This window comes from Chitinophaga japonensis (assembly GCF_007830125.1).
Classification (GTDB): domain Bacteria; phylum Bacteroidota; class Bacteroidia; order Chitinophagales; family Chitinophagaceae; genus Chitinophaga; species Chitinophaga japonensis.
The window spans coordinates 683,459-705,036 of sequence record NZ_VLLG01000004.1 but is presented as its reverse complement, the minus strand read 5'-3'; the positions used below and the strand labels follow the sequence as shown (position 1 = coordinate 705,036).

Annotated in this window: 24 protein-coding genes; 16 read left to right on the top strand and 8 right to left on the bottom strand. The window is 52.7% G+C overall.

Annotated features, from left to right (window positions below):
- Window positions 1–91: 91 nt before the first annotated feature.
- Genes LX66_RS20010 through LX66_RS19995 form a run of 4 tightly spaced genes read left to right on the top strand, consistent with a single transcriptional unit; the run spans window position 92 to window position 3,875 of the window.
- Entirely contained in the window at window positions 92–916 is an 825-nt protein-coding gene (locus tag LX66_RS20010; protein WP_262713217.1) for a DUF5672 family protein, read from the top strand.
- Between the two features lie 11 nt (window positions 917–927).
- Window positions 928–1,881 (top strand): nucleotide-diphospho-sugar transferase, encoded by a 954-nt coding sequence (locus LX66_RS20005; protein WP_145716849.1) that lies wholly within the window; start codon window positions 928–930, stop codon window positions 1,879–1,881.
- A gap of 5 nt (window positions 1,882–1,886) precedes the next feature.
- Complete coding sequence (locus LX66_RS20000; RefSeq protein WP_158642688.1) at window positions 1,887–2,882, top strand: glycosyltransferase; 996 nt, start codon at window positions 1,887–1,889, stop codon at window positions 2,880–2,882.
- Between the two features lie 3 nt (window positions 2,883–2,885).
- A complete protein-coding gene (locus LX66_RS19995; protein ID WP_145716845.1) occupies window positions 2,886–3,875 on the top strand; it encodes a glycosyltransferase in 990 nt (329 codons plus the stop codon).
- A 15-nt stretch (window positions 3,876–3,890) separates the two neighbouring features.
- On the opposite strand, the gene LX66_RS19990 is transcribed toward LX66_RS19995, so the two are convergent.
- The gene (locus LX66_RS19990; protein ID WP_145716843.1) at window positions 3,891–4,673 is read right to left on the bottom strand and encodes a nuclear transport factor 2 family protein; all 783 of its coding nucleotides are present in this window, start codon (window positions 4,671–4,673) and stop codon (window positions 3,891–3,893) included.
- Window positions 4,674–4,752: 79 nt separating this feature from the next.
- Window positions 4,753–5,826, bottom strand: coding sequence for a hypothetical protein (locus LX66_RS19985; RefSeq protein ID WP_145716841.1), 1,074 nt, complete (start codon window positions 5,824–5,826; stop codon window positions 4,753–4,755).
- A gap of 141 nt (window positions 5,827–5,967) precedes the next feature.
- On the opposite strand from LX66_RS19985, the gene LX66_RS19980 reads away from it, so the two are divergent.
- Window positions 5,968–7,263 carry a hypothetical protein gene (locus tag LX66_RS19980; protein WP_145716840.1) on the top strand — a complete coding sequence of 432 codons (1,296 nt, stop codon included), beginning with the start codon at window positions 5,968–5,970 and terminating at the stop codon, window positions 7,261–7,263.
- Here LX66_RS19980 and LX66_RS19975 read toward each other — a convergent pair whose 3' ends face one another.
- Together LX66_RS19975 and LX66_RS19970 are read right to left on the bottom strand one after the other, a co-directional pair.
- A complete protein-coding gene (locus tag LX66_RS19975) occupies window positions 7,264–8,460 on the bottom strand; it encodes an MFS transporter (RefSeq protein WP_145716838.1) in 1,197 nt (398 codons plus the stop codon). It abuts the gene before it with no gap.
- Between the two features lie 83 nt (window positions 8,461–8,543).
- Entirely contained in the window at window positions 8,544–9,488 is a 945-nt protein-coding gene (locus LX66_RS19970) for a helix-turn-helix domain-containing protein (RefSeq protein ID WP_145716836.1), read from the bottom strand.
- 160 nt (window positions 9,489–9,648) lie between these two features.
- Here LX66_RS19970 and LX66_RS19965 point away from each other — a divergent pair, with 160 nt between their 5' ends.
- A complete protein-coding gene (locus LX66_RS19965) occupies window positions 9,649–10,737 on the top strand; it encodes an aldo/keto reductase (protein ID WP_145716834.1) in 1,089 nt (362 codons plus the stop codon).
- On the opposite strand, the gene LX66_RS19960 is transcribed toward LX66_RS19965, so the two are convergent.
- Window positions 10,734–11,366: a MarR family winged helix-turn-helix transcriptional regulator gene (locus tag LX66_RS19960; RefSeq protein WP_145716832.1), complete on the bottom strand. Its 633-nt coding sequence runs from the start codon at window positions 11,364–11,366 to the stop codon at window positions 10,734–10,736. The two genes, LX66_RS19965 and LX66_RS19960, sit on opposite strands and share 4 nt — an antisense overlap.
- A gap of 125 nt (window positions 11,367–11,491) precedes the next feature.
- Between LX66_RS19960 and LX66_RS19955 the strand changes: the two genes are divergently transcribed.
- A complete protein-coding gene (locus tag LX66_RS19955) occupies window positions 11,492–11,971 on the top strand; it encodes a DUF2269 family protein (RefSeq protein ID WP_145716830.1) in 480 nt (159 codons plus the stop codon).
- 14 nt (window positions 11,972–11,985) lie between these two features.
- Window positions 11,986–12,360, top strand: a complete 375-nt coding sequence (locus LX66_RS19950) for a DoxX family protein (RefSeq protein ID WP_145716829.1) — start codon at window positions 11,986–11,988, stop codon at window positions 12,358–12,360.
- Window positions 12,361–12,374: 14 nt separating this feature from the next.
- Here the strand turns inward: LX66_RS19950 and LX66_RS19945 are convergent, their stop codons facing one another.
- The 3 genes from LX66_RS19945 to LX66_RS19935 all read right to left on the bottom strand — a co-directional run bounded on the left by LX66_RS19945 (window position 12,375) and on the right by LX66_RS19935 (window position 14,636).
- The gene (locus LX66_RS19945; protein WP_145716827.1) at window positions 12,375–13,163 is read right to left on the bottom strand and encodes a hypothetical protein; all 789 of its coding nucleotides are present in this window, start codon (window positions 13,161–13,163) and stop codon (window positions 12,375–12,377) included.
- 145 nt (window positions 13,164–13,308) lie between these two features.
- Complete coding sequence (locus tag LX66_RS19940; protein WP_145716825.1) at window positions 13,309–13,947, bottom strand: chloramphenicol acetyltransferase; 639 nt, start codon at window positions 13,945–13,947, stop codon at window positions 13,309–13,311.
- Window positions 13,944–14,636, bottom strand: coding sequence for an HAD family hydrolase (locus tag LX66_RS19935; protein ID WP_145716822.1), 693 nt, complete (start codon window positions 14,634–14,636; stop codon window positions 13,944–13,946). Before LX66_RS19935 ends, LX66_RS19940 begins: the two co-directional genes overlap by 4 nt.
- 112 nt (window positions 14,637–14,748) lie before the next feature.
- Here LX66_RS19935 and LX66_RS19930 point away from each other — a divergent pair, with 112 nt between their 5' ends.
- The 8 genes from LX66_RS19930 to LX66_RS19895 all read left to right on the top strand — a co-directional run bounded on the left by LX66_RS19930 (window position 14,749) and on the right by LX66_RS19895 (window position 21,455).
- Window positions 14,749–15,357 carry a Crp/Fnr family transcriptional regulator gene (locus LX66_RS19930; protein ID WP_211366405.1) on the top strand — a complete coding sequence of 203 codons (609 nt, stop codon included), beginning with the start codon at window positions 14,749–14,751 and terminating at the stop codon, window positions 15,355–15,357.
- Between the two features lie 364 nt (window positions 15,358–15,721).
- Window positions 15,722–16,912, top strand: coding sequence for a hypothetical protein (locus LX66_RS19925; RefSeq protein ID WP_145716819.1), 1,191 nt, complete (start codon window positions 15,722–15,724; stop codon window positions 16,910–16,912).
- Window positions 16,913–16,950: 38 nt separating this feature from the next.
- The gene (locus LX66_RS19920; RefSeq protein WP_145716817.1) at window positions 16,951–18,174 is read left to right on the top strand and encodes a hypothetical protein; all 1,224 of its coding nucleotides are present in this window, start codon (window positions 16,951–16,953) and stop codon (window positions 18,172–18,174) included.
- A 67-nt stretch (window positions 18,175–18,241) separates the two neighbouring features.
- Window positions 18,242–19,000 carry a hypothetical protein gene (locus LX66_RS19915; RefSeq protein WP_145716815.1) on the top strand — a complete coding sequence of 253 codons (759 nt, stop codon included), beginning with the start codon at window positions 18,242–18,244 and terminating at the stop codon, window positions 18,998–19,000.
- Window positions 18,966–19,883: a zinc-dependent alcohol dehydrogenase family protein gene (locus tag LX66_RS19910; protein ID WP_145716813.1), complete on the top strand. Its 918-nt coding sequence runs from the start codon at window positions 18,966–18,968 to the stop codon at window positions 19,881–19,883. Before LX66_RS19915 ends, LX66_RS19910 begins: the two co-directional genes overlap by 35 nt.
- Window positions 19,884–19,983: 100 nt before the next feature.
- Window positions 19,984–20,187 carry a hypothetical protein gene (locus LX66_RS19905; RefSeq protein ID WP_244620466.1) on the top strand — a complete coding sequence of 68 codons (204 nt, stop codon included), beginning with the start codon at window positions 19,984–19,986 and terminating at the stop codon, window positions 20,185–20,187.
- A 62-nt stretch (window positions 20,188–20,249) separates the two neighbouring features.
- Window positions 20,250–20,939 carry a DUF1295 domain-containing protein gene (locus tag LX66_RS19900; protein WP_145716811.1) on the top strand — a complete coding sequence of 230 codons (690 nt, stop codon included), beginning with the start codon at window positions 20,250–20,252 and terminating at the stop codon, window positions 20,937–20,939.
- Between the two features lie 105 nt (window positions 20,940–21,044).
- Entirely contained in the window at window positions 21,045–21,455 is a 411-nt protein-coding gene (locus tag LX66_RS19895) for a hypothetical protein (RefSeq protein ID WP_145716809.1), read from the top strand.
- The last annotated feature ends 123 nt before the right edge of the window (window positions 21,456–21,578 follow it).

Here is a 21,578-nt window from a genome sequence, read left to right as displayed (position 1 = left end):
TGTATTAAAATTTTATCACGACCGGATTTTCGCTTTTATACATTTTTACTTTATTTTTATTGATCTGAATTGAATAACCTCATCGGGCTTTATGTCGGCTGTTCATAAATTATGTGTGGTTATACCCGTTTACAAACCTACCTTATCCGCAGAAGAAAGCACCTCGCTGTGGGCCTGTTACCGCCATCTGAAAAGCTATGATTGTTTCCTTGTTTATCCGGAAGGCTTGTGCCCTGCTCCGTATACAGCCATTCATCCCGGGCTTATTTTAAAGCCTGTGCCGCCATGCTGGCTTGCTTCTATGCAAAGCTATAACAGGATGAAGGTGGATGAGCAGTTCTATGCCCTGTTCAAAGCTTATGAGTTCCTGATGACGTATGAACTGGACGCCTATATATTCAGCGCTGACATAGCGGGGCACAATGGATTTGCATATGATTTTATCGGTGCGCCCGTTTTTGAAGGATATATGGCCGCCGGGCCAGACGCCCCCTTCCTGGAAGCGCTTAATTCCGGGTTCTCTATACGGCGTGTTCAATCGTGCATATGGGTGCTGGAACGGTTAAGGAAATACAAGGTTCGCTGGAAACGATACAAGCTGCTCCTGGCAGCTATGCCTTTCCTGGAAAAGATCATAAAGAACGGCTGGCGGCAGGTGGCCTTTAACGACCACCTCCGGGGATATTTTACCAACGGTTATTTTAATGAGGATATGATCCTGACACAGGTGGTTCCGGCGCTCTTTCCGGTCTTTAAAGTGGCGCCACCCGAAGTGGCGGCAGCGTTTAGCTTTGAGGTGAACCCTGAACGGTTGTATAGGCTGAACCGGAACCGGCTACCCCTGGGCTGCCATGCATGGACTAAATTTTCTGCCTTCTGGCAGGAGCATATCAAACTAATCGACCATCCGCTATAAAAGCTGCGAATATGGCCCATTACACAGTACAGTCACCCGTTCTGCTGCTTGCATTTAACAGGCCGGACACCGCTTTACGCGTGTTTGAGCGGGTCAGGGAAGCCAGGCCCGGAAGACTGTACATAGCGGCAGATGGGCCTCGCCCCGGAGTGGAAAAGGATATAGCATTATGCCGGGAAACAAGAAGCATATACGACCAGGTAGACTGGGATTGTACGGTACACAAACTTTTCCCCGAGGAAAACAGGGGATGCAGGATAGCTGTGTCAGAAGCAATTACCTGGTTCTTCAGACAGGAGGAAGAAGGAATTATCCTTGAGGACGATTGTTTGCCGGTGAATGATTTTTTCTATTTCTGCGACGCCATGCTGGAACGGTACCGCTACGATACGCGCATGATGAATATAACCGGTACCAACCTGCAATTTGATCGTAAATGGGGACAGGCCAGCTACTACTTCTCACAGTATAGCCATATCTGGGGATGGGCCAGTTGGAGGCGGGCATGGGCATTATATGACGTAAACCTGTCTGGTTATCAACTGGCAGAGGCGGGCAGGCGCCTGAAGAATATTTTTACCGACGATTTCCTGGTGGAAGGCTGGATAGATATTTTCAAACGCCTGAAAGCAGGAGAAATTGATTCCTGGGATTATCAGTTCAACCTTATTACCTTTTTCCAGAACGGGCTATGTATCACGCCCAATGTAAATCTTATCAGCAACCTGGGATTCAGACCGGATGCCACGCATACCTACAACGTGCCGGATGATCATGCTAACCTGCCTGCAGGAAATCTTGAAAAGCCACTTGCGCATCCCCAATACTTTACACCTGAGAAAGCCGCCGATTATTTTTTCCTGGACAGGGATTTTGGGTTAACGGAAAAATGGCGGAATTTTAAAAAGGATCAATTGCCAAGAAGACGGTTTAAAAGATGGTTGCGCAATCTTTTTAAATCATGAGCCATATGGATTACTCGTTGGTAGTATGCGCCTATAACCCGGATGAAAGACTGCTAAAACGCTGCCTGGCGGCAATACAGCGGCTGGATAAGTCTGGTATGTCCACAGAGGTGATCCTGGTAGACAATAATAGCGAGGTTCCGCTGAAAAGCCGGCCTTATATACAGGAATATATGGAGCAGATAACGGGGATGCAACTCCTTATGGTGGCGGAACAAGGAGTAAGCTATGCCCGCATCGCAGCCATTGAAGCCGCCAAAGGAAAGTATATTGTTTATTTTGATCATGATAATGAACCAGAAGGGGATTATTTGCAGGAACTGAGAACGTTGCACGAGCAGCACCCGGAGGTAGCGGCCTGGGGCCCCGGCAAGGTGACGGTGGATTTTATCGACGGGATACGCAACGATATCAGGCAATTTGCATCAGGCGCTTTTCAGCAGAGGAACGACCAGGAAATAGCCTTTGCCAGTACGCCGGACTGGCAATCCTGCTATCCGTTTGGTACCGGTCTTTGCACGGAGGCGTTCCTGCTGAAAAAATATGTGCAACTGGCACAAAAGGGACATCTTTCACTTCCGGGCAGAAAGGGCAACAAGCTCAGCAGCGGGGAGGACACACAGATGGTATTGCTGTGTATCAGGGAAGGTTATGCAGCAGGCGTGTCCCCGTCCCTGCGGCTTACGCATATCATACCGGGAAGCCGTGCCAATGTCTCCTACCTGAAGCGCCTTATATATGGCACGTTCCTGTGTTATGGCGCTTCCTGGCTGCAGGTATTCCCGGAAAGGAAAACATACCTGCAGCATACAATAATGCCACGGCTGGAATTTTCCGGGCGTTCGTTGAAGAAACTGGTTAAAGCTAAATGGAGCCGCGACCCGCATAAGCTATTCAACCTGGTTGAATTTATTGCAACCAATGCAGGTACTTATGCAGCGCTGAATAAACCCGTTCCGGTATTGATAAAAGGGATTATTAAGTACCTTAAAGTTGTCTGAAGAATGCATCCAGCAACGAATGACAAAGGCGTTACAGTAATTATCTGCTGTTATAACAGCGCGGCCCGCTTACCATTGACATTGGCGCGTCTGAATGAACAGGTTGTTCCTGGCGATTTCTATTGGGAGATCATATTGGTGAATAACGCTTCCAGGGACGGGACGGTGGCTTGCGCGGAAGAGATATGGAGCCGGCGGCAGCCGGCAAATGCCATGTGCAGCATAGTGGACGAGCCTGAGCCAGGCCAGATGTATGCCCGGAAAAGGGGCGCAAGAGAAGCGAAATTTAACTGTTTGGTCTTTTGTGATGATGATAACCTGCTGGATAAAAATTATGTCTACTTATCCTGGCAGGTGATGACGAGGAATAAAATGATCGGTGCGGCAGGAGGGCAAAATTTCCCGGTAACAAATGTTGGCGCATATCCCGAATGGTTTGAGGAATATAAAGATAAATATGCCGTGGGAGTGCCCGCAGAGGAGTCGGGTGATGTCAGCCACAGAGGCTTTGTGCTGGGTGCAGGTCTTGTTACCCGGAAATCACTCTTCCTGCAGGTGTTTGATAACCGCTATCCCTCGCTTCTAAACGGAAGGAACGGCGAAAAGTTAACAACAGGGGATGATTTTGAATACTGTAAGCGGTTGTTGCTTTGGGGCTATACTTTATATTATGAAAAAGGATTAAAGCTGGATCATTTCATTCCCGCGGAAAGACTGACCATTGACTACAGGAACAAACTGATGGAAGGGATTATTGCGTCTCAAAAGGTGCTGCGTGAATATGACACCGCTTTAAGGTTATATCGCAAAAATAAACATAAAAGCAGGTGGCGGCTGCTTTTGTTAACGCCATTCAGAATACGTCTTGCACAACTGGGCTTGTCTAAAAGAGACATAGTAGATGAACAATTGGTGCTTTTTTATTTATCACCTTTCCACACGAAGGCAGACCCGGTCAGGACTTCTATAAAGCGGTTTTTAAATCGTAAATAGCCTGAGGAGGGCCCCTTATCGCTCCGCCACCAGCTCCTCCGCGATCTCGCCGCGTTCCCGCACGATCAGCCTGGTAACTGCCTGGCCGGTTTTAACAAATTCAAATGTGAGATCGCGCTCTTTTGAAAAGAAGAATCCTTCCTTTGCTGCATACAGTTTAAATGGATGGCCCCCGGCCAGCATGGTCAGTGATCCGTTATCCACCTGTATCTGCACGGTACCGCTTTGAGCGCCTTTGTAGGTACCGGCATAGGTTTGTAGCATGGTGTCTGGTAATGTCACCACCTGTCTTTTGTTAATATACGGGGCGGGACCATGATCATAGCTCAGCACCCGCGCCATTTTCCAGGCGCCGTTTTGCAGCAGCCACAGGTGAGTGAATGCCGCCTTCCCGTCCAGCCGTTCGGCCTTTCCTTTTTCCAGCACATAGAATACGTGTTCGCCACTGAGTATAGCGCCGTATACCGCATCATTTTTCATCAGCGGGAATACCTGTACGCTGCCTGTAACCGCCTCCCTTCTTAACCGGAAACTGCCGTCGCTATTACACATCCCTTTCTTTGTGGCGGCCAGTAGCGCAGGCAACCCGAAAGTGGCCCCACCCTTGTCATGATAGAATTCCACATCTTCTGTGAAGTAATCCGCCATCTTTTCCAGGTTGCAGGTATTGTAAGCCTGCCAGAAAAGGCTGTCCAGGTGCAGGATAGTGGTGGAGAGCTGCGGCCCGTTTTCCTGGGCGGAAAGGGGTGTGCACAGGCAGGAGAGTACCAGTAGCAGCAGAACCGCGATTTTTTGCATGGGGAAAGGGATTGATGAAGTGCCAATATAGAAGAAAATATTGAAACCAGGCCGCTGTCAACGGCCTGGCGGCAGCCGCTTATTCCAGCTTCGCCTTGATGCCCCATCCCCCGAAATTTTCTGAAACGGCTATCCACAGCTCATTGCGGCCTTTTTGCAGGTCCAGGTATACTGCGTCAAAATAACCTACGGTGCCCAGGAAGCGGTAATCCCTGGACATGAAATTATCCGCCCCTGCATACAACAGCCGGCCGTTGAGGTATACGCGTGCCCGGTCGGAAAAACCGAAGCTCAGCTTTTTAATGCCTGCCTGCTCCGCGTAGAGCACCTTGCGGGCAAACACGGTATTGCCGCTTTCCGAAACAACTGCCACCTGTGAAAGATCCGCCAGGCCGGTGGCATCAGCGGGCAGCTCCTGCCATTGCAGTGCGGCGGTGTCGGCAACGCCCAGCCAGTGATGGTCGTTCACCTGCTTTTCAGGGAAGGGGGTAGACACCTGCCAGGAACGAATGGCGCCGGCGGGCAGGGGCGGCGCGGGTGCGGGCTTGTTCTTCAGCGGCACCTTACCGGTTTTCGTATAGGCGAAATTGCTATACCAGGCGTTGGCCGGCCAGGGGTTGGACAGCGCGATCATACCGCTGGTCACCTCCCTTTTGAGCGGGTACACGGATAACACCGGCGTGTCTGCATGATCAAAATATATTTCCGCCTGCCTGCCGGATACCAGCATTTTAATATGCAGCCAGCGGTCAAAGGGCAGGGTCACCGCCCCGTTGAAGCCCGGGCCGTAATACAGTTGCCAGCCGGCCTGGCGGTTGTTGACCGGCGTATATTGCTGGGCATCCGGGTTGCCGGACTGGTGCGGGCGCAGGTAGTATTCCTCGAAATTGCGCTCGTCCTGCATGCGGAAATCAATGCCGGGGAAATAGCGGTCTTTTTCCAGGGCGATGTCAAATTCAATGATCCCGTCCTGGAAATCCGCGTCTTCCAGCAGGGCGGAGGCCTCTTTCAGGCGGAGGGCGGGTTGTCCCAGGTGGGTTTCCTGTACCGCTTCCTTCCCGGAAATTTTCCAGCGGGAAGAGCTGAATGGTACAGTGGTTTGTGCGGCGGCGGAAGCAGAGGCCAGTAAAAGGATAAACAAAGTGCGGTACATACAGAACCGGGTTTAGATGGTGAAAAATATTATTTTAGAAGTGCGAACGGACCGAAGGTATTATTTGCCCCAAAGGAGGGCTGTTCAAGGGGCATGCAAGCCTGTTCAATTTCATTCACGCATGTAAAGAGCTGATTTTCAATGATGGATACCAATGATCTCCTGCGTCGCTGTTGTGCGCTGATCGAGCAGCAGTTGGGCTGGGGCGGCAGTGATGACTGGCAGCAGCAGGATTTTGAGGCCTTAAGTGACCGCATTGCGGCGGAAACCGGGGTTGTGCTGAGCGTAAGCACGTTGAAAAGGGTGTGGGGAAAAGTGAAGTACGGCAACCTGCCTTCCACTACCACCCTTAATACGCTGGCGCGCTTTGCCGGCTACGCGCAATGGCGGGATTTCCGGCAGCAGCAGGCGGCATCCCTGAATGCTGCGGGCAAACAGCCACCGGCAACAACCACTCCCGCCATACCCGGTAAAACCGCCGGCCCCAGGTGGAGACGGGCCTGGTACATCGCGGCGGCCCTGCTGGTATTGCTGTTAACGGCGGGCTGGGCCTACCTGCGCACCACGAAGGATGCCGCTGCTGTAGACGCCCGCCGCTTCCGGTTCTCCAGCGAGCCGCTGGCCGGCGGCATTCCCAATTCCGTGGTCTTTCATTATGATGCCGCAGCCGCCGGCAGTGATTCCGTGTTCATCCAACAGTCCTGGGACCCGCGGCGCCGGTTCCGCGTGCCGGCTAACGGTCATACCTATACGTCCATGTATTATTATCCCGGCTTCTTCCGGGCCAGGTTGATAGTAGGGGACCGTATCGTGAAGGAGCATGACCTGCTCATTCCCTCCAACGGCTGGCTGACCGCGGTAGAGCAGGAGCCGGTGCCCGTGTATTTTTCCCGCGGGGAAACCATCCATGACGGTATGCTGTACCTGCCCCCGGCCCTCATGGAAAGCAGGAACATCCGGCTGCAGCCGCAAACGCCGGTTACCCGCTATCATCATATCGGCGACTTCAAAGGCCTGATGAATGACAACTTTATTTTTGAAACGGAGCTAAGAAGCGCCTACAGCCAGGGATCAGCCGTGTGCCAGCGGGTGACCCTGGTGCTCCACTGCGCCGGCAGCGCCTTTATGATCCCCCTGGGGATTCCCGGATGCGTGGCGGAGATGGGCCTGTTCGTGGCCGGTACGGAAGTTACCGCCAGGCATGCAGATCTCTCCGGCTTTGGCTGTAACATGAATGAATGGGTACAGTTACGCTGCGAGGCCCGCAACAAGCAGGTACAGATCTGGGTGAACGGCAAGAAAGCCTGGAGCGGCGCCTTTACCGCCAATGCCAGCAGGATCGTGGGCATCAGCTACCGCTTTGAAGGCACCGGCGCCGTAAACGCCGTGAAATTCGCACGGCTTGACGGCAGCACCGTGCTGGAGGATACCTTCTGATCAATGTTCCTGCTTCCACCTGGTAAACACGATCAGCAGCAAAGTGGCTGCCGCCAGCACCCCGTACCCCAGCCCCAGTAATGCCTGGCTGTCAACCTGCAGGGAGCCCACCAGGAAATAGCTGAAAATCGAGGTGAATATGCCGAAGCCGCCGCCGGTAAGCCCGCCGGACTTCCCGGCATGCTGCGGGAACAACATCAGGCAATAGGAAAAAAGATTGTTGAAAATAAAGCCCCCCAGTAAATGCAGCACCACTACATAAGCCAGCAACGTATACAGGTTGCTGTGATATAGTGTGAACAAGGCAATGCCGGCAGCGGCGATCAACTGGAGCAGGGCGGCCACCCGCAGCTTCTTTGCAAAGGGTCGCGTGATCAATGCCTTTGACAGCAGTCCGCCGCAGAGCACGGCTACGCCCGACAGCAGCGCGCAGTTGCCCGTTACCGTAGCGGGATAGTGCAGCAGGGTCTCTATCAGGAAGGGGCTGGCCATGTTGTACAGGAGCAGCATGGCATAGGCAAGGGCCAGCACCAGCAAACCGGCTATAAAATCGCGGGCCGTCAGCATGGAGCCGTAGATGCGGGCAATGGACGACAGGTGAAAAGGGTGGTAGCTTACCAGCGATTCCCGGTTGAACACCAGCTCCAGCACGAACATCACCATGGCAAAGATCCCCAGGAAATGAAAATTCGCCTGCCAGCCGGAATGCACCTGTAGAAATCCTCCCAGGAAAGGCGCCACAATGGGCGCAGTAGCCCAGATAATGGAAAAGAGGCTGGTATAATGCTTCAGTTGCGTGCCGGAAAAAGTATCCACAAAGTACGCCCGCTTGCCTACCACGATGGTGGCCACCGCCAGGCCCTGCAGGATGCGCATGGCGTAGATCAGGGTGATGTGGTGGGCGGTGGCGATGATAAAGCTGGATACGCCGAAACCGAACAAAGCAACAAGCCCGGGTATATAACGGCCATAGCTGTCCAGCAGGCTGCCGATGAACAACTGGCAGACGCCGTAGCTGATAATGAAGATGGGCAGCGTGAGCTGTATGGCCGCCGGCGTTACGCCCAGGTGAGCGGCCATATCGGGCAGCGAGGGAATATAAACATCCATTGCCAGTCCCGACAGGGGGAGCAGCGCAAATGCAAGTATAACACGAAGCGTTTGACCGGATGCCGGTGCTTTTCTGACTAATTCCATGGCGAAGAACAATTTTGTCGCCGCAAAGTTAGCCTGCCTGTCTTTGCAGCCGCATACCCGGAACAAAGGAATGCTTATACAAATCAAAGATATGCCCCTGCCGCCGTTTTATGCTGCAGCCGGAAGCCAACCGGTGTGACGCCGCTGCGCTGGCGGAAGAACTTGGTGAAATGCGAAGGGTATTCGAACCCCAGGCTGTAGGCAATTTCGGCGGCATCCCAGGAGGTATGCAGCAGGAGCTTCCGCGCTTCGTCCATCATCCGGTCCTGTATCACCTCCCGCGTGGTTTTGCCGGTGTTTTTCTTCACCATGGCATTCAGGTGGTTCACATGCACGTTCAGCAGCGTAGCGTATTGCGAGGGCGTTTTGAGGCGGAACGGGTTTTCCGGCGAGTCTACCGGGAACTGGCGCTCCAGCAGCTCCAGGAAGCTGGTCACCAGGCGGTCTGCGCCCGGCACGGCCCTCCGGGTGAAAGCCTGCGATATCCGCACCCCTTCGTGGATGAGCAGCAGCAGGATGTGCCGGATCATGTCGGACCTGTAGGGATAATCGCCAGCCAGCAGTTCTTCCATCCGGGTAAAGTACCAGGTGAAGCGGTCCACGTCCTTGTCGTCCAGCAATACCAGGGAAGGCGCTTCCGGGTTGAAGAGGGAGCTGCCGTATTTCAGCTCCGGCGGCAGGCTGCCGGGGATGAACGCGTTGTTGAACAGGCATACATACCCATCCTGCTTGTCTGTCAACGATTCCCAGGAAGCGGGTATGCCGGGGTTGGAGTAGATGATACAGGGCTGGTCAACGGGCGTTTCGCTGCCGTTCTCCCGGTAGATGCCCCTGATCCGCCTGCCCGCCTGCAGGTGCAGGCATATCTTGTAATAGTCCCGCCGGTTGTACGGCGTAACCCTGGTGGCGCAGAGCCTGCGTTTTACATTGAAATGGCTTACATGATCTCCCTGCTCCAGCTCGCCGGGCATCTCCTGCCGCGTGCGCTCATAAAACTGCCGGAGGGTTTCGGTATGCACGGTTGTCATATGCTGCGCTTATACAATTCAAAGGATAAAGGTACAATAGCCGGTGGATTAAACCATGCGTTCCTTTTCTTTGATTTTTGACAGTAATCCTTTCTTTCCTGTTATCAGGCAGCCCCGTTTCCAGCCGACCTTTGTTCCCGGAACTTAAAAACTAACCACCATGCAATTAACAGATTACAGGACACTTGGCAGGTCCGGCCTGCGCGTAAGCCCACTCGCGCTGGGCGCCATGACCTTTGGCGAAGACTGGGGCTGGGGCTCCACCCCGGCGGAAGCAGCGGCTATTATGTCGAAGTACATGGAGCAGGGCGGCAATATTATTGATACGGCCAACATCTACACCAAAGGGCATTCCGAGAAGATCATCGGCGACTATCTCAAGTCAACGGGCATACGAAGAGACCAACTGGTCATTTCCACCAAGTTCTTTTGCAACCTGCACCCCGGCGATCCCAATGCCGGTGGGGGCGGCCGGAAGAACATCATACAGTCACTGGAAAATTCCCTGCGGCGGCTGCAAACGGATTACATAGACCTTTACTGGCTGCATGCTTACGATCCGCATACGCCTATTGAGGAAACCATGGCGGCCCTGCACGACCTGGTGTCGGCCGGTAAGGTACGCTACATCGCCGTGTCCGATGTGCCGGCCTGGAAAGTAGCGCAGGCGCAACTGGTAGCGCAGTTTCGCGGCTGGCCGGCATTTGTGGCGCTGCAGTTGGAATATTCCCTGCTGGAAAGAACGGTGGAAGGAGAGATGATACCTATGGCGCAGGAACTGGGTCTGGGCGTCATGCCCTGGTCGCCTTTGAAAGGAGGGGTGCTGAGCGGCAAATATACCCGCGGGAATAAGGACGAAGCGCAAAGCGGCCGGAGCGCTTCCGGGCTGATCAACGGGCTGTCTGAAAGCACATACCAGGTAATAGACCGGTTGCAGGAGCTGGCGAAGGAAAAGGAAACAACGCCTGCCGGCGTAGCACTGGCCTGGGTGATCAGCAGGGCAGGGGTAACCTCCACCATCATCGGCGCGCGCACCATGCAGCAACTGGAGCAGAACCTGGCTGCATTGTCCGTATCGCTCACCCCGGGAGAGATCGCCTCGCTGGATGCGCTGTGTGTACCGGTGCTGGGCTTCCCGGCCACTTTTGCGCAAACGGCGTTGAATATGTCGCAGGCCGGCGCCACGGTGAATGGCATTTCGTCCCTGACGCCGCCGTTGATGCCGCAAAACAGCAATGAGGTATATTAGCGGCCCACCACTTCTTTATACACTTCGCTGAATTTTTTGCCCCGGTGCTTTTGCCACAGCGCCGAGAATTTTACTTCGATATTTTTAAGGAGCTGTATGCACAGCTCCTTATCATTTTCTGACAGTTCGTGCATCATCATGCCGGCCACTTTCCGGATCTTCGCATAGCAGGTCTCGATCTCCTTTTCGCCTTTGGCCGTTATTTCCAGTCTTTTGGAGCGTTTGTCCTCCAGGTCGTCGTATTCTTTGACCAGGCCCCTTTTTATTAACCGCGCCAGCATATCCGTACCGCTGGACAGCTCAAACAGGTTGGCATAGATCACCTCTGTTTTCTTGGGGTTCTTTTCCTGTTTGATGGTGAAGAGCATGCCGAATTCCTCGATCTGGTTGAGGTTCGTTTCCTTCAGGGCCATGTTGGCGTAGGACATGTTCAGCTTGGAAATGCGGCCGATGATCTTCATCAGCAGCCCATCCGCAAAGGGCGGCACTACACCGCCCACCAGGGGGCCTTGTTGCTTTTTCTCTTCCTGCCGGGCCAGGTAGTGCCGGCAAAAATCCTCGATGCTCCCGTCCGGGTGCTTTTGCTCAAATTGTCCCCATTCCACCACCAGTGCAACCGTCTTATTCATAATCAGTTGTTTCGGTTTTGATGTAAAACTACAAAAAAATACTTCGAAAACTTGGTAAATACTTCGTAATCGTCTTATTTTGTGTTGTAATATTTCGTTACCGAAATTAAATAAATGCTACAGTTATGACAACGATCTCACTCTATCACACGGCGCTCACCCTGCATATTGTGGCCCTGACCCTGATGGCAGGTACTACCCTGGCGGATTTCATTATGATCCGCCAGTTTTGGGCGCAGTATTCCGGCAGCCGGCAAAAAGGGCAGGCGGTGTATGAAGCCCTGTCCAGGTTCCGGGTATTTACCGGTATCGGTATGCTGCTGCTGATCATTTCAGGCGTATCCATGATGGCGCTTACCAGGGGCGCATATGGCGAGCAAACCTGGTTCCGGGTAAAGTTCGCCCTGGTGCTGGTTATCATCATCAGCGAACTGGCGGTCAGAAGGCGGCAGGGCGCCCTGCTGCAAAAGCGCCTGGGGCAGGAGGCGGACCTGGCCGGGCTGCCGGGTATCGGGAAAATTAAAACCAACATCGGCTGGTTTCACGCAATACAGATCGCCCTGTTCGTGACCATCTTTACTTTAAGCGTCTTCAAATTCAACTAAAAACACAACTCACCATGGAAAAGAACAGAAAGATCACGATCGGCATTACTATATTCCTGAGCGCCTTTATGTTGTTCACCGCGTTTTATTCCCTTTCGATGAAAGAAGCTTTCCGGGCGTTGGGTTTTCCCGATTATTTCAGGATAGAGCTGAACGTGCTGAAGATGATCGGCGCAGTGCTGCTGCTGTTCCCGCAAACGCCGGCCCGGGTACGGCAATGGGTATACGCCGGATTTGGTATTGTGCTGATCTCCGCTTCCACTGCGCACTTCTGCAGCGGCGATCCTTTTTACAGGGGGCTGTTCCCGCTGATAGACCTGGGCATTTACAGTACCTGCGTGTACCTGCTGTACCGGTTGAACAAGGGGCAGCAGAATAATTATGCGTAGGGTGTGCAATTACATCAGCCCACGGCCAGTATGCCTGCGGCGCCGGCACGCCTGGCCGGCCGGGTGAAGGCATCCGTTACAGGCATACCCATTTCAATGCCTGCGCATAGTACCAGGGTATCATCCGCTCCGGCCGGGGTGGAAAGCTGCAGTTCCAGGTTGGCGCCATCAAAGGGCTGTGCTGCCGCCTGCCAGGCTGTATGCTGTATGGCAAAGCCGGGTTGCCCGGGTGGCGGCTCCCGGTAGCCGTTACCGTTATATATCATATCGCCGGCCAGTCCCAGGGAGATAACAAAGCGGTACAAGGGATATGTCCAGGGCAATACCAGGTGCAGGCCCGGTATGAGTGCCGGTATTTCTACCTGCGCGGATGGCGTTGCCCGGTCCATGGCGTATGCCAGCGGGTACCGCAGTACGCTGTCAAACGGGTGCCGCTGGTTCAGTTTAAAGCCGGGCAGCAGGTGCCGGTGCTTTGAGAGGTATATGTTCCGTTGCCCCCGCTCGCTGTGCAGGTCCTGCTGCTGGATATTCCCACACAGCGCTATCAGCCAGGGCGTAAAGTTATAGTCTGCCAGGTGCTTAACCGGCGTCAGGGCCCGCCGTATAACTTTTGCCGCTTTGGCGCGGCCGGAAAATTCCATGTTATGCTCCCTGGTACGTTGGAAGGAGGGGTCTTGTTGAATGCGGGCTTTGGAAGCGCCGCCCTTCCTGCGCAAAATGATCTTGTCTGATCCCTTCATGCGGTAGGCGGATAAGGGGCCAACACTGCCGGTGAAATGAATGCCGTCGTCGAGAATTGCCATAAGATGGTTTTGGTGGTTGAGGTTAATGAATATCAGGAGGTAATTTACTGAAAATCATGAGTGAACGGTTACATAACTTAGAGATAATCTATATTATATTGGTATAGCTTATCTATAGCTCATATATAGGTCACATATAGGTTATCTATAGGTTATCCCGGCCCGCATCCATCCGCTCCTGGAAAGCCTGCACGAACTGCGCTACGTGGTAGCCATCCATAAGTGCATGATGCACATGTACGGATAGGGGCATGATCTTTCTACCGTGCTGCTCCTTTATTTTACCGAAGGATATTTTGGGGCAGCTATCCGGGAAGGAAAAGCTCCGGGCATGGGAAAGGCCGGTAAAGCTGAGCCAGGGCAGGGAAGAGTAATGGATCACGTTTTCGCCGGATACGGCGGGCACCAGGCCGGTGCTTTGGCGCACCCGTTCCATTTCCACGCGCGCGCCGGCCTCAAAAGTGCGGTAGTCCGCATGGTAATCCATATAGGAGAAGCCGAAGGTATTATCCGGGCGGTTGATGGTGGGAGAAGCGTTCACCTGGTCATAGATCCATACCTGGCCGTCGTGGATGCGGTAACGGAATGGCGGGGTATTATTGGCCGCTACCAGCGAGCCATGCAGGTAGTACAGGAAAAAGGAGGTATCCATGGCCTTGGCGTGTTGGTAGGCCATGGTACAGTCAATGTCCACACACACACCGAAGAACGGCTCTTCGAAGCGGCTGAAGAAATGAAAGTGATCCTTCCTTGACCAGGTGTGCATATCTAATAATTGCTTCATAACAAATGCGGCAATATTTCGGCAATGGTACTGATCTCGTAAAAGCGCTCATGTTCTACCTTATGGTCCACGTGCTCATGCTGCCAGGTGGTGTGATAGGGGATATGCACCGCATGTCCGCCGATGGCCAGCACGGGCAGCACATCGGAGCGCAGGGAATTGCCCAGCATGAGGAATTCTTCCGGCTGGCAGTCCAGGTGGCGGATCAGCTTGCGGAAATCCTTCTCCTGTTTGTCGCTCATGATCTCTATGTGGTGGAAATAGTGCGCCAGCCCTGACTTTTGCAGCTTGCGTTCCTGGTCCAGCAGGTCGCCTTTGGTGGCCACTACCAGGCGGTATTTGCCTTTGAGGGCCTCCAGCACGGTTTCCACGCCGTCCAGCAGCACGATAGGCTTCTGCAGCAGCTCCTGCCCGCACTGGATGGCTTTGTGCAGCAGTTCGGGAGGGGCGGTATTGTTAGTGACCCGCAGGATGGTCTCTATCATGCACAGCATGAAAGCCTTTACACCGTACCCGTACAGGGGCAGGTTGGCCAGCTCTGTTTTATACAGCTCCTGTGATACGCTGTGCCGGGGCAGGTAGTCTTCCAGCAGGCCGCAGAACTGCTGTTCTATTTCCTGGAAATAAGGTTCGTTGACCCAAAGGGTGTCGTCCGCGTCAAACGCGATCACTTTTACATGGCGAAGCATTTCAGTTTGTATATTTGACTGGCTGCGAAATTAAGGACAGCCTTTAAAATAAAACGGGACATTTGTCCCAAAGGTAACTATGCTGCGTACAAACGAACAACTTTTGTCCCATATGGAACGCCTGCTGGCCGGGGAGCAGGCCGGCGGTATTACCCTGGCCTCTTTTCCGCCCGGTGAGCGTTTTATCCGGCAGGGGGAAACGTCCCGGTATGTATATGTGATCCGCGACGGCATTACCAAATGCTATATCCGGGAAGATAACGGCAAGGATTATATTTTCGAGTTCCTGGGCAAGGGGGAGATCACGGGGGAACTGGAAGTGATCCGCAAAACGGTATGCCTTTGCAATATAGAAACCATTACGGCTGTAACGGCTTATGCCATCCCTACCGGTGAATTTGCGCTGCTGATGCGGGCGGATGCGGAGCTGAACGGCCTGCTGCTGGAGGAGCTGGCTACCCGTATCCAGCAAACCTGCGTACGCGCGTCCTACCAGCAGCTTTATCCCGTAGAATACGGCTTGCTGCGGCTGCTGAAGCTGCAGTCGGAAGCGAAGGTGCGCTTTTCCAAGAAAAATATGGCGGATTACCTGGCCATTACGGTACGGAGCTTTAACCGCACCATCCGGCAATTACGGGAGAAGAACGTGGTGAGCATGGAAGGGCTGCACCTGGATATGAGCCCGCAGGAATTGGAGGAGTTGCTGAGGAGGTGGGAGTGAGAGGGTGAAAAATTTTGCCCGGGTTTTTGAAAAATATTTTTACTTTTATCTCAACGCTATACCATGAAAGTTAAGTTGTTGCCCATAAAGAGATAACCCTGACTTTCCGTAGCTATTCCTGTCATACCTGTTACCAGTAGTATATGTGAATGTCCCTTTTGTGCCGTGAACTGTGTACTGTCATGACCCTGTAAACAAAGTACAATGCCCTGCCGTGGAAATTATTTGCCGACCCGCCGATGCCGGCCCAGTAGCCTGGGATGGCTGCCGGGCAACGGCGCATGTATTGTCCTTGCCCGGCCACTTCCGGGGGAATCGTTGCTATGATAAAATTTTCTGAGAATAGTTTAAAGCACTTTTTTATATGAAGAAGGTACATGTTTTTCTGATGGCCCTGGCAGTGAGCCTGGCTGCCGGTATGAGTCCTGTTCTTGCGCAGACCGGTGATTGGATACAAGTTGGGATTACGCAGGGGAGCGCGTCTCCCTATGACTTCTACTTCTATAAATTGCTGCAGGTAAATGCCAATACCCATCGTTACGCCACTATCATTGATGTGAGCGTGCAGGGAGACGCCAACTATTACAGTGCGCAGGGAACCTATCGGATCAGGGTGGATAAATATGAAAACACTACCGACAGGTTTGACGGATTGGAAATACAGTGTATCTCGGGCAATTGCGCTGCTGCTATCTTTTATATCTACAACAATGCATTGTGGGTCCGCTCTAATGCCAAATGGGGACATATCTACTACCGGACATTTGCCGCTTTTACCAGCAGCAGTCCCCTGAATGCTACACCTTTTGGTCAAACCACTACGGCCCCCACCGGGTATGCAACGACCGCAGTCAATGGCTCCATAAAATGTGATTTTGACAATAACCAGTATTATCACCTGCCCTCCCAGGATGTAAACGGAAACGCATTTTTTTATAAAAATGTCGGATTGGCGATGAATTCAGCTATAGGCATGGGATTTAATGACACTTTTACCTATGACAGTAAAACTCATCCTCATTATGGCCTGCAATGGACTATGGATAGCTGGAATGCATCGCCCAGTCTCTGGCTGAGCGCCTATGGAGGGCTCAAGTTTTTCACTGCCGGCACGCCTAAAATGGTGATAGCGCAAAATGGCAATGTAGGGATCGGCACTACGGCCCCAGGCGCCTACAAGCTGGCGGTAGAAGGCACCATTGGCGCCCGCAAGGTAAAAGTAACACAAGCTGCCTGGGCGGATTTTGTATTTGATCCCCGGTACCGGCTTCGCTCTTTGCCGGAGCTGGAAGCCTATATTCTAGCCCATCAGCATTTGCCGGATGTACCGGCGGAAAAAGAGGTGCTCAGCGATGGCCTGGACCTGGGAGACATGAATAAAAGGCTGCTCCAGAAGATCGAGGAGCTTACCTTATACCTGATAGAAGAACATAAAGAGAAGGAGGCGCAACTGGAAATGATCCGGTCCCTGAAAAAGGAAGTGGAAGAATTGAGGACGGAGGTGCGGCAGGAGCGGGAAGCAGACCGCCATGCGCCATTGCTCCAGGCGCCATGAGGCTGTTTATTCATTTTAATAAAATAAAATCCTGATAGATGAAAAAGATGTATAGTGTTCTTTCACTGGTTTGCCTGGTACAGTTGATCGTGGTTCTTGAGGGGAATGCCCAAAGCTCCCGCACGTATCACACTAACAAAGCAATATCCGGGCAGACGGAAGAGACACAGGGTGTCAATTATTTATTGCTGCATAAGGCATATGCGGGCACTTTAATGACCGATCATTACCTAATGGGAAAGATATCAGCCATCAGGGGGGCTGTCTGTTGCTGGAACCGCAAGTGGACGGTGGAAGTAAATACCGCCAGTGCCTATAACACTGACCGGGGAAGCATTATCACGTATAATGAACCGGCATCGCTGGTGAAGCTTACTTATAATGGCGAAAGGTACCTGGCAGTTTCTATAAACAATACTTCCAGCCTGAATTCCTTCTCCTTTACGGGGTACGCGCAGGGAGAAAGCCTGCTGCTGGTATATGACGACAATGTCAGCGATGTGGAAGCTTTTACCAATTACGACCCGGTGACCATACAAGGGAATGTGGGGATAGGTATTCCCGGCACTGCTGCAAGATTGCATGTTACCGCTCCCCAGGGCGCTACCCTGGCGAAGTTTACACAATCCGATATCGTGCATACGGATGCTTACCTGAGCGTAGATAATTCAACCACCGTTACCGGGCATTTCATTCCTGCTTTAAGGGGACGTAGTAAGGCGCCCGGCAGACCCTTTGGCATATCGCTGGTTGGCGAGGCGGATGATATTGTACCGCCGGGCGATGAGCTTTATGGCGGCGCGGTTATAATAGACGGCAGAAGTAAAAATGGAACCCCGCTGGTGAACAATAATGTGCTGATGGTAAACAGTTATGGCAAAAACCTGGTGGCGGTGAAGGCAAATGGGAGTATGGGGATAGGTGTTACAGACACAAAGGGGTATAAGCTGGCGGTAGCGGGGAGTATGATCGCGGAAAAGGTAAAAGTGAAGCTGCAGGGCAACTGGCCGGATTATGTGTTTGCGGAGGGATACGAGCTGCTTCCCATCCATGAACTGGCGTCTTACGTGCAATCTAATCAGCACTTACCGGATGTTCCTTCCGCAAAGGAAGTGGAAAAAGAGGGCCTCGATGTGGGAGAAATGAATAAGCAGCTACTGAAGAAGATCGAGGAGCTGACATTGTATGTAATACAGTTGAAACAGGAGAGTGAAGCCCAGCAGCAGATGATCAATGAGCTAAAGCAAATTATCAAAAAGTGAGGCGGCTGTGTGTAAATCAAATGCCGCTGATCTGATGAAGTATTAAGTATACAAAAGTGAACAATATATGAATAAGTTTGTCATAGCCTTAATGATTTCTGTTGCAACAACAGGCAGCATTCATGCCCAGGTAAGCGCGCCTCCTCCGGATCTGATAAGAGTAGGTACGGTTGCCCCGGAAGTGGCAAGCCTGGGAAAATTTGGCAATATACCTGTGAGCCCTTGTACGGGGATACCGGGTATCAGTATCCCGGTTTATAACATTAGTGTCGGGAAAATTACCTTGCCCATTTCACTGGATTATCATGCGGCGGGCATACGGGTAGATGAAACGGCTAGTTGTGTAGGTCTGGGATGGTCACTGAATGCCAATGGAATGATATACCGGACAATGGTCGGCAGGCCGGATGAAGAATCGGGGACCGGCTACATTGCCTCTCCGGATGCACATTCAGTGGTAATGTCAAAGGGAACATATGCTACCTATCTTTTTAAAATACATAAGGGATTGGCTGATGCAGAACCGGATATTTTCCAATATAATTTCAATGGACAAAGCGGTAAGTTCATTTTTAAACATGATGGATCCGTAATGGAGATACCGGCGTCTAACAATAAAATTGTTTATTCCGGTGGAAATTTTACCATTACCAATGACAATGGCGATGTCTATATTTTTGACGAAAAACAGTTGAGCCAGTCATCTGAGGTGACGACGCCTATATATACCAGTCATTGGCGGCTGACAAAAATAGTAGCAGCCAACACGACGGATACCATTTACTTTTCGTATGAATCCGGGTGCAGCAGCACTGGAGTTTCATGACCTGATCGTGGTGGAGAACAGGATATCCTTTGGCATTCCCCTTCCGCACATCCCTGTATCCGAAGGAGTGGGCGTTGTCGAAAGCGTGGGTAGTAAGGTGACCCGCTGGAAAAAAGGCGACCGGGTAATGATCCCGTTCATTAGCCGCTGGGAGGCCGGGCGTAATACGCCTTATCATGATCAGTGGAGAACGGGCTTTTCACGGCCCGGGCTTTTGGCGGAGTATACCGTACAGCCGGAAAATACGCTGGTCCGTACGCCGGGCAATCTTAGCGATGCGGCAGCAGCCCCCTTGCCGGTCGGCGGGCTCACGGTCTGGGCATGCCTGGTGGAACAGGCTGATATCCGGGCCGGACAGACGATCCTGGTGCAAGGGAGCGGCGGCGTATCCCTCTTCGCTCTGCAGATCGCTAAAATGTTCGGGTTAAAAGTGATCGCCACTACCGGCAGCCTGGAAAAAGCGCAGCGCCTGAGAGACCTTGGCGCGGACGAAGTGATCAATTACAGGGAGCTGCCGGAATGGAGCGGCGAAGTAAAACGCCTGAACGGTGGGACTGGGGTGGATGTAACGCTGGATGTAGCGGGAACGGACACGATTGAGCAAAGCATCCTGTCAGTAAAACAGCACGGCTTTTTGGGGCTGATCGGCCTGATGACGGGTACCCGGCTGAGCATAGACCTGATACCGCTTATTACGAACTATGTGCGGCTGCAGGCCTGTTCGGTAGGCCATGCGCAGGAACTGAACGATCTTGCCAACGCTGTTGAAAGGAATAACATCAGCCCGGTTATAGACAGTGTGTTTCCCATGGAGCAGGTGCAGGACGCCTTTTACAGGTTTAAATCGGGCAAGGCGTTTGGCAAGGTGGTGCTTACCTGGTGAGGGCTATGCTTTCCCCTTTCGTCTACACATTTCCCCCTGAAGTCTATTGCGCCCGTTTCCTTTTCCTCCTGTTGATAGCTTTGTACAAAAGCAAATGCATATGTACCTGAAAGCATCAACAGAAAGAAAGATCATCCGCTGGCTGCACATCCTGCTGAGCATTCCTATCCTGGGGTTTATTTATGGCCCCGTGTCCACCATGCCTGCCGCCGCCAATGCCGTGCGGTTTGTGTTCCTGCCGGTGGTGGTGCTCAGCGGGTTCTGGATGTGGAAGCGCCACTGGTTCCGGAAAAGGCGGAGATAGCAGGATATGGCATAATTGTGCCAGGATAAGACCTCCGGCATAAATATTGCGCGATAACGCCTATGGATATATACGCGCAAAAGGGCAAAAGCATTCCCCGGAAAACAATCGTTATTATCCTGGAGCTGCTGCTGATCTGGCTATCCTGTTGGATCATGTTCCAGCGCGGTGGCGATGTGATAGCCGGCTGGCTGGGCATTGCCAACAGCAGCGGCGCCACGGCCAGGAGAACCATCCTCTTCATCTTTTCCATCATTGTTTTCCTGCGCATGAGCTTCATGATGCTGGTGCTGCTGAAACGCAGGATGCCCTGGGCGGAGGTTATCAGCGTGCCGGTCGCTTTTGCAGTTTATTATGTAGGGTTTCCATTGCTGGCATTACCGGTGGATAGGCCCATTGACGGGGTCGATTACCTGGGTATCTTCATTTTTGCTGCGGGCTCTTTTATCAATACCTGCAGCGAGCTGCAAAGGCACTTCTGGAAAAAAGCCCCTGCGCACAAGGGCCGGTTGTACACGGAGGGACTGTTCAGGTATTCCATGCATATCAATTATTTCGGCGACCTGCTCTGGGTAAGCGGCTATGCCATACTGACCCGGAACTGGTATGCGGCCCTGATACCGGCGTTGCTGGCCGTCCTTTTCATTTTCTTCAATATTCCCCTACTGGATGCGCACCTGCGTTCAAAGTACAAGGCGGATTTCGATGCCTATGCAGGACGCACCCGGAAGTTCATTCCTTTCATCTACTGAACGGGCGCGCCTGGCAGTTCAGCGGGTATTTTGACAGCTTCACCGGTTGGCGCCGGATTTTGTTGCCTGCTGCGGGTCAAATTGCAGTACCAAAAATACCGTACAATGAAAAAGATCATGCAACCCGGTTTTTTTATGCTGTTCCTGGCAGCCGCCCTGGGCATAGCCGGCACCGCTGCCGCCCAGGCAGACACTACTGCCAAACAGGTTGTCCAGGCCAACAAGGCCAATCGTGAGGCTAAACGGCAAAGCAACCTGTCCGCCACCCAGGCTGCGCACGCGGAAGTAAAGGCCAACCGCAGCGCCACTTACCAGGAAAATAAAGCCAATGTGCAATCTGCCACTGCCGACGGCGCAGTTACAAAGGAGGAAGCGCAAAGCGTGCGTACCGCCAATCAGACCAACCGTAGTGAACGGAGAACGCAGAACGCGCAAGTGAAGCAGTCCCGCCACCAGTCCAACCAGGCAAACAGGAGAAGTACTTATCAGGCTAATAAAGCGAACAGAAGGCAGTAACGGGAACCATGACCGATGGTCATTGAAAAGACGCCCGGCGAGGTTGTGCAGCACCGGCTCACAGCTTCGCCGGGCGTCGCATTTACTGTATGCTGTTTGCAAAATCATGAACGGCTTCATAAA

What these genes read in the sequence shown, in the direction of transcription:
- LX66_RS19985 (WP_145716841.1), bottom strand. Translation starts at nt 5,826, where the DNA reads ATGTACCGCACTTTGTTTATCCTTTTACTGGCCTCTGCTTCCGCCGCC.
- LX66_RS20010 (WP_262713217.1), top strand. Translation starts at nt 92, where the DNA reads ATGTCGGCTGTTCATAAATTATGTGTGGTTATACCCGTTTACAAACCT.
- LX66_RS19970 (WP_145716836.1), bottom strand. Translation starts at nt 9,488, where the DNA reads ATGACAACCGTGCATACCGAAACCCTCCGGCAGTTTTATGAGCGCACG.
- LX66_RS20005 (WP_145716849.1), top strand. Translation starts at nt 928, where the DNA reads ATGGCCCATTACACAGTACAGTCACCCGTTCTGCTGCTTGCATTTAAC.
- LX66_RS19900 (WP_145716811.1), top strand. Translation starts at nt 20,250, where the DNA reads ATGGATATATACGCGCAAAAGGGCAAAAGCATTCCCCGGAAAACAATC.
- LX66_RS19950 (WP_145716829.1), top strand. Translation starts at nt 11,986, where the DNA reads ATGGAAAAGAACAGAAAGATCACGATCGGCATTACTATATTCCTGAGC.
- LX66_RS19995 (WP_145716845.1), top strand. Translation starts at nt 2,886, where the DNA reads ATGCATCCAGCAACGAATGACAAAGGCGTTACAGTAATTATCTGCTGT.
- LX66_RS19910 (WP_145716813.1), top strand. Translation starts at nt 18,966, where the DNA reads ATGAATCCGGGTGCAGCAGCACTGGAGTTTCATGACCTGATCGTGGTG.
- LX66_RS19915 (WP_145716815.1), top strand. Translation starts at nt 18,242, where the DNA reads ATGAATAAGTTTGTCATAGCCTTAATGATTTCTGTTGCAACAACAGGC.
- LX66_RS19990 (WP_145716843.1), bottom strand. Translation starts at nt 4,673, where the DNA reads ATGCAAAAAATCGCGGTTCTGCTGCTACTGGTACTCTCCTGCCTGTGC.
- LX66_RS19960 (WP_145716832.1), bottom strand. Translation starts at nt 11,366, where the DNA reads ATGAATAAGACGGTTGCACTGGTGGTGGAATGGGGACAATTTGAGCAA.
- LX66_RS19935 (WP_145716822.1), bottom strand. Translation starts at nt 14,636, where the DNA reads ATGCTTCGCCATGTAAAAGTGATCGCGTTTGACGCGGACGACACCCTT.
- LX66_RS19895 (WP_145716809.1), top strand. Translation starts at nt 21,045, where the DNA reads ATGAAAAAGATCATGCAACCCGGTTTTTTTATGCTGTTCCTGGCAGCC.
- LX66_RS19955 (WP_145716830.1), top strand. Translation starts at nt 11,492, where the DNA reads ATGACAACGATCTCACTCTATCACACGGCGCTCACCCTGCATATTGTG.
- LX66_RS19920 (WP_145716817.1), top strand. Translation starts at nt 16,951, where the DNA reads ATGAAAAAGATGTATAGTGTTCTTTCACTGGTTTGCCTGGTACAGTTG.
- LX66_RS19945 (WP_145716827.1), bottom strand. Translation starts at nt 13,163, where the DNA reads ATGGCAATTCTCGACGACGGCATTCATTTCACCGGCAGTGTTGGCCCC.
- LX66_RS19925 (WP_145716819.1), top strand. Translation starts at nt 15,722, where the DNA reads ATGAAGAAGGTACATGTTTTTCTGATGGCCCTGGCAGTGAGCCTGGCT.
- LX66_RS20000 (WP_158642688.1), top strand. Translation starts at nt 1,887, where the DNA reads ATGGATTACTCGTTGGTAGTATGCGCCTATAACCCGGATGAAAGACTG.
- LX66_RS19975 (WP_145716838.1), bottom strand. Translation starts at nt 8,460, where the DNA reads ATGGAATTAGTCAGAAAAGCACCGGCATCCGGTCAAACGCTTCGTGTT.
- LX66_RS19930 (WP_211366405.1), top strand. Translation starts at nt 14,749, where the DNA reads ATGGAACGCCTGCTGGCCGGGGAGCAGGCCGGCGGTATTACCCTGGCC.
- LX66_RS19905 (WP_244620466.1), top strand. Translation starts at nt 19,984, where the DNA reads ATGTACCTGAAAGCATCAACAGAAAGAAAGATCATCCGCTGGCTGCAC.
- LX66_RS19965 (WP_145716834.1), top strand. Translation starts at nt 9,649, where the DNA reads ATGCAATTAACAGATTACAGGACACTTGGCAGGTCCGGCCTGCGCGTA.
- LX66_RS19940 (WP_145716825.1), bottom strand. Translation starts at nt 13,947, where the DNA reads ATGAAGCAATTATTAGATATGCACACCTGGTCAAGGAAGGATCACTTT.
- LX66_RS19980 (WP_145716840.1), top strand. Translation starts at nt 5,968, where the DNA reads ATGATGGATACCAATGATCTCCTGCGTCGCTGTTGTGCGCTGATCGAG.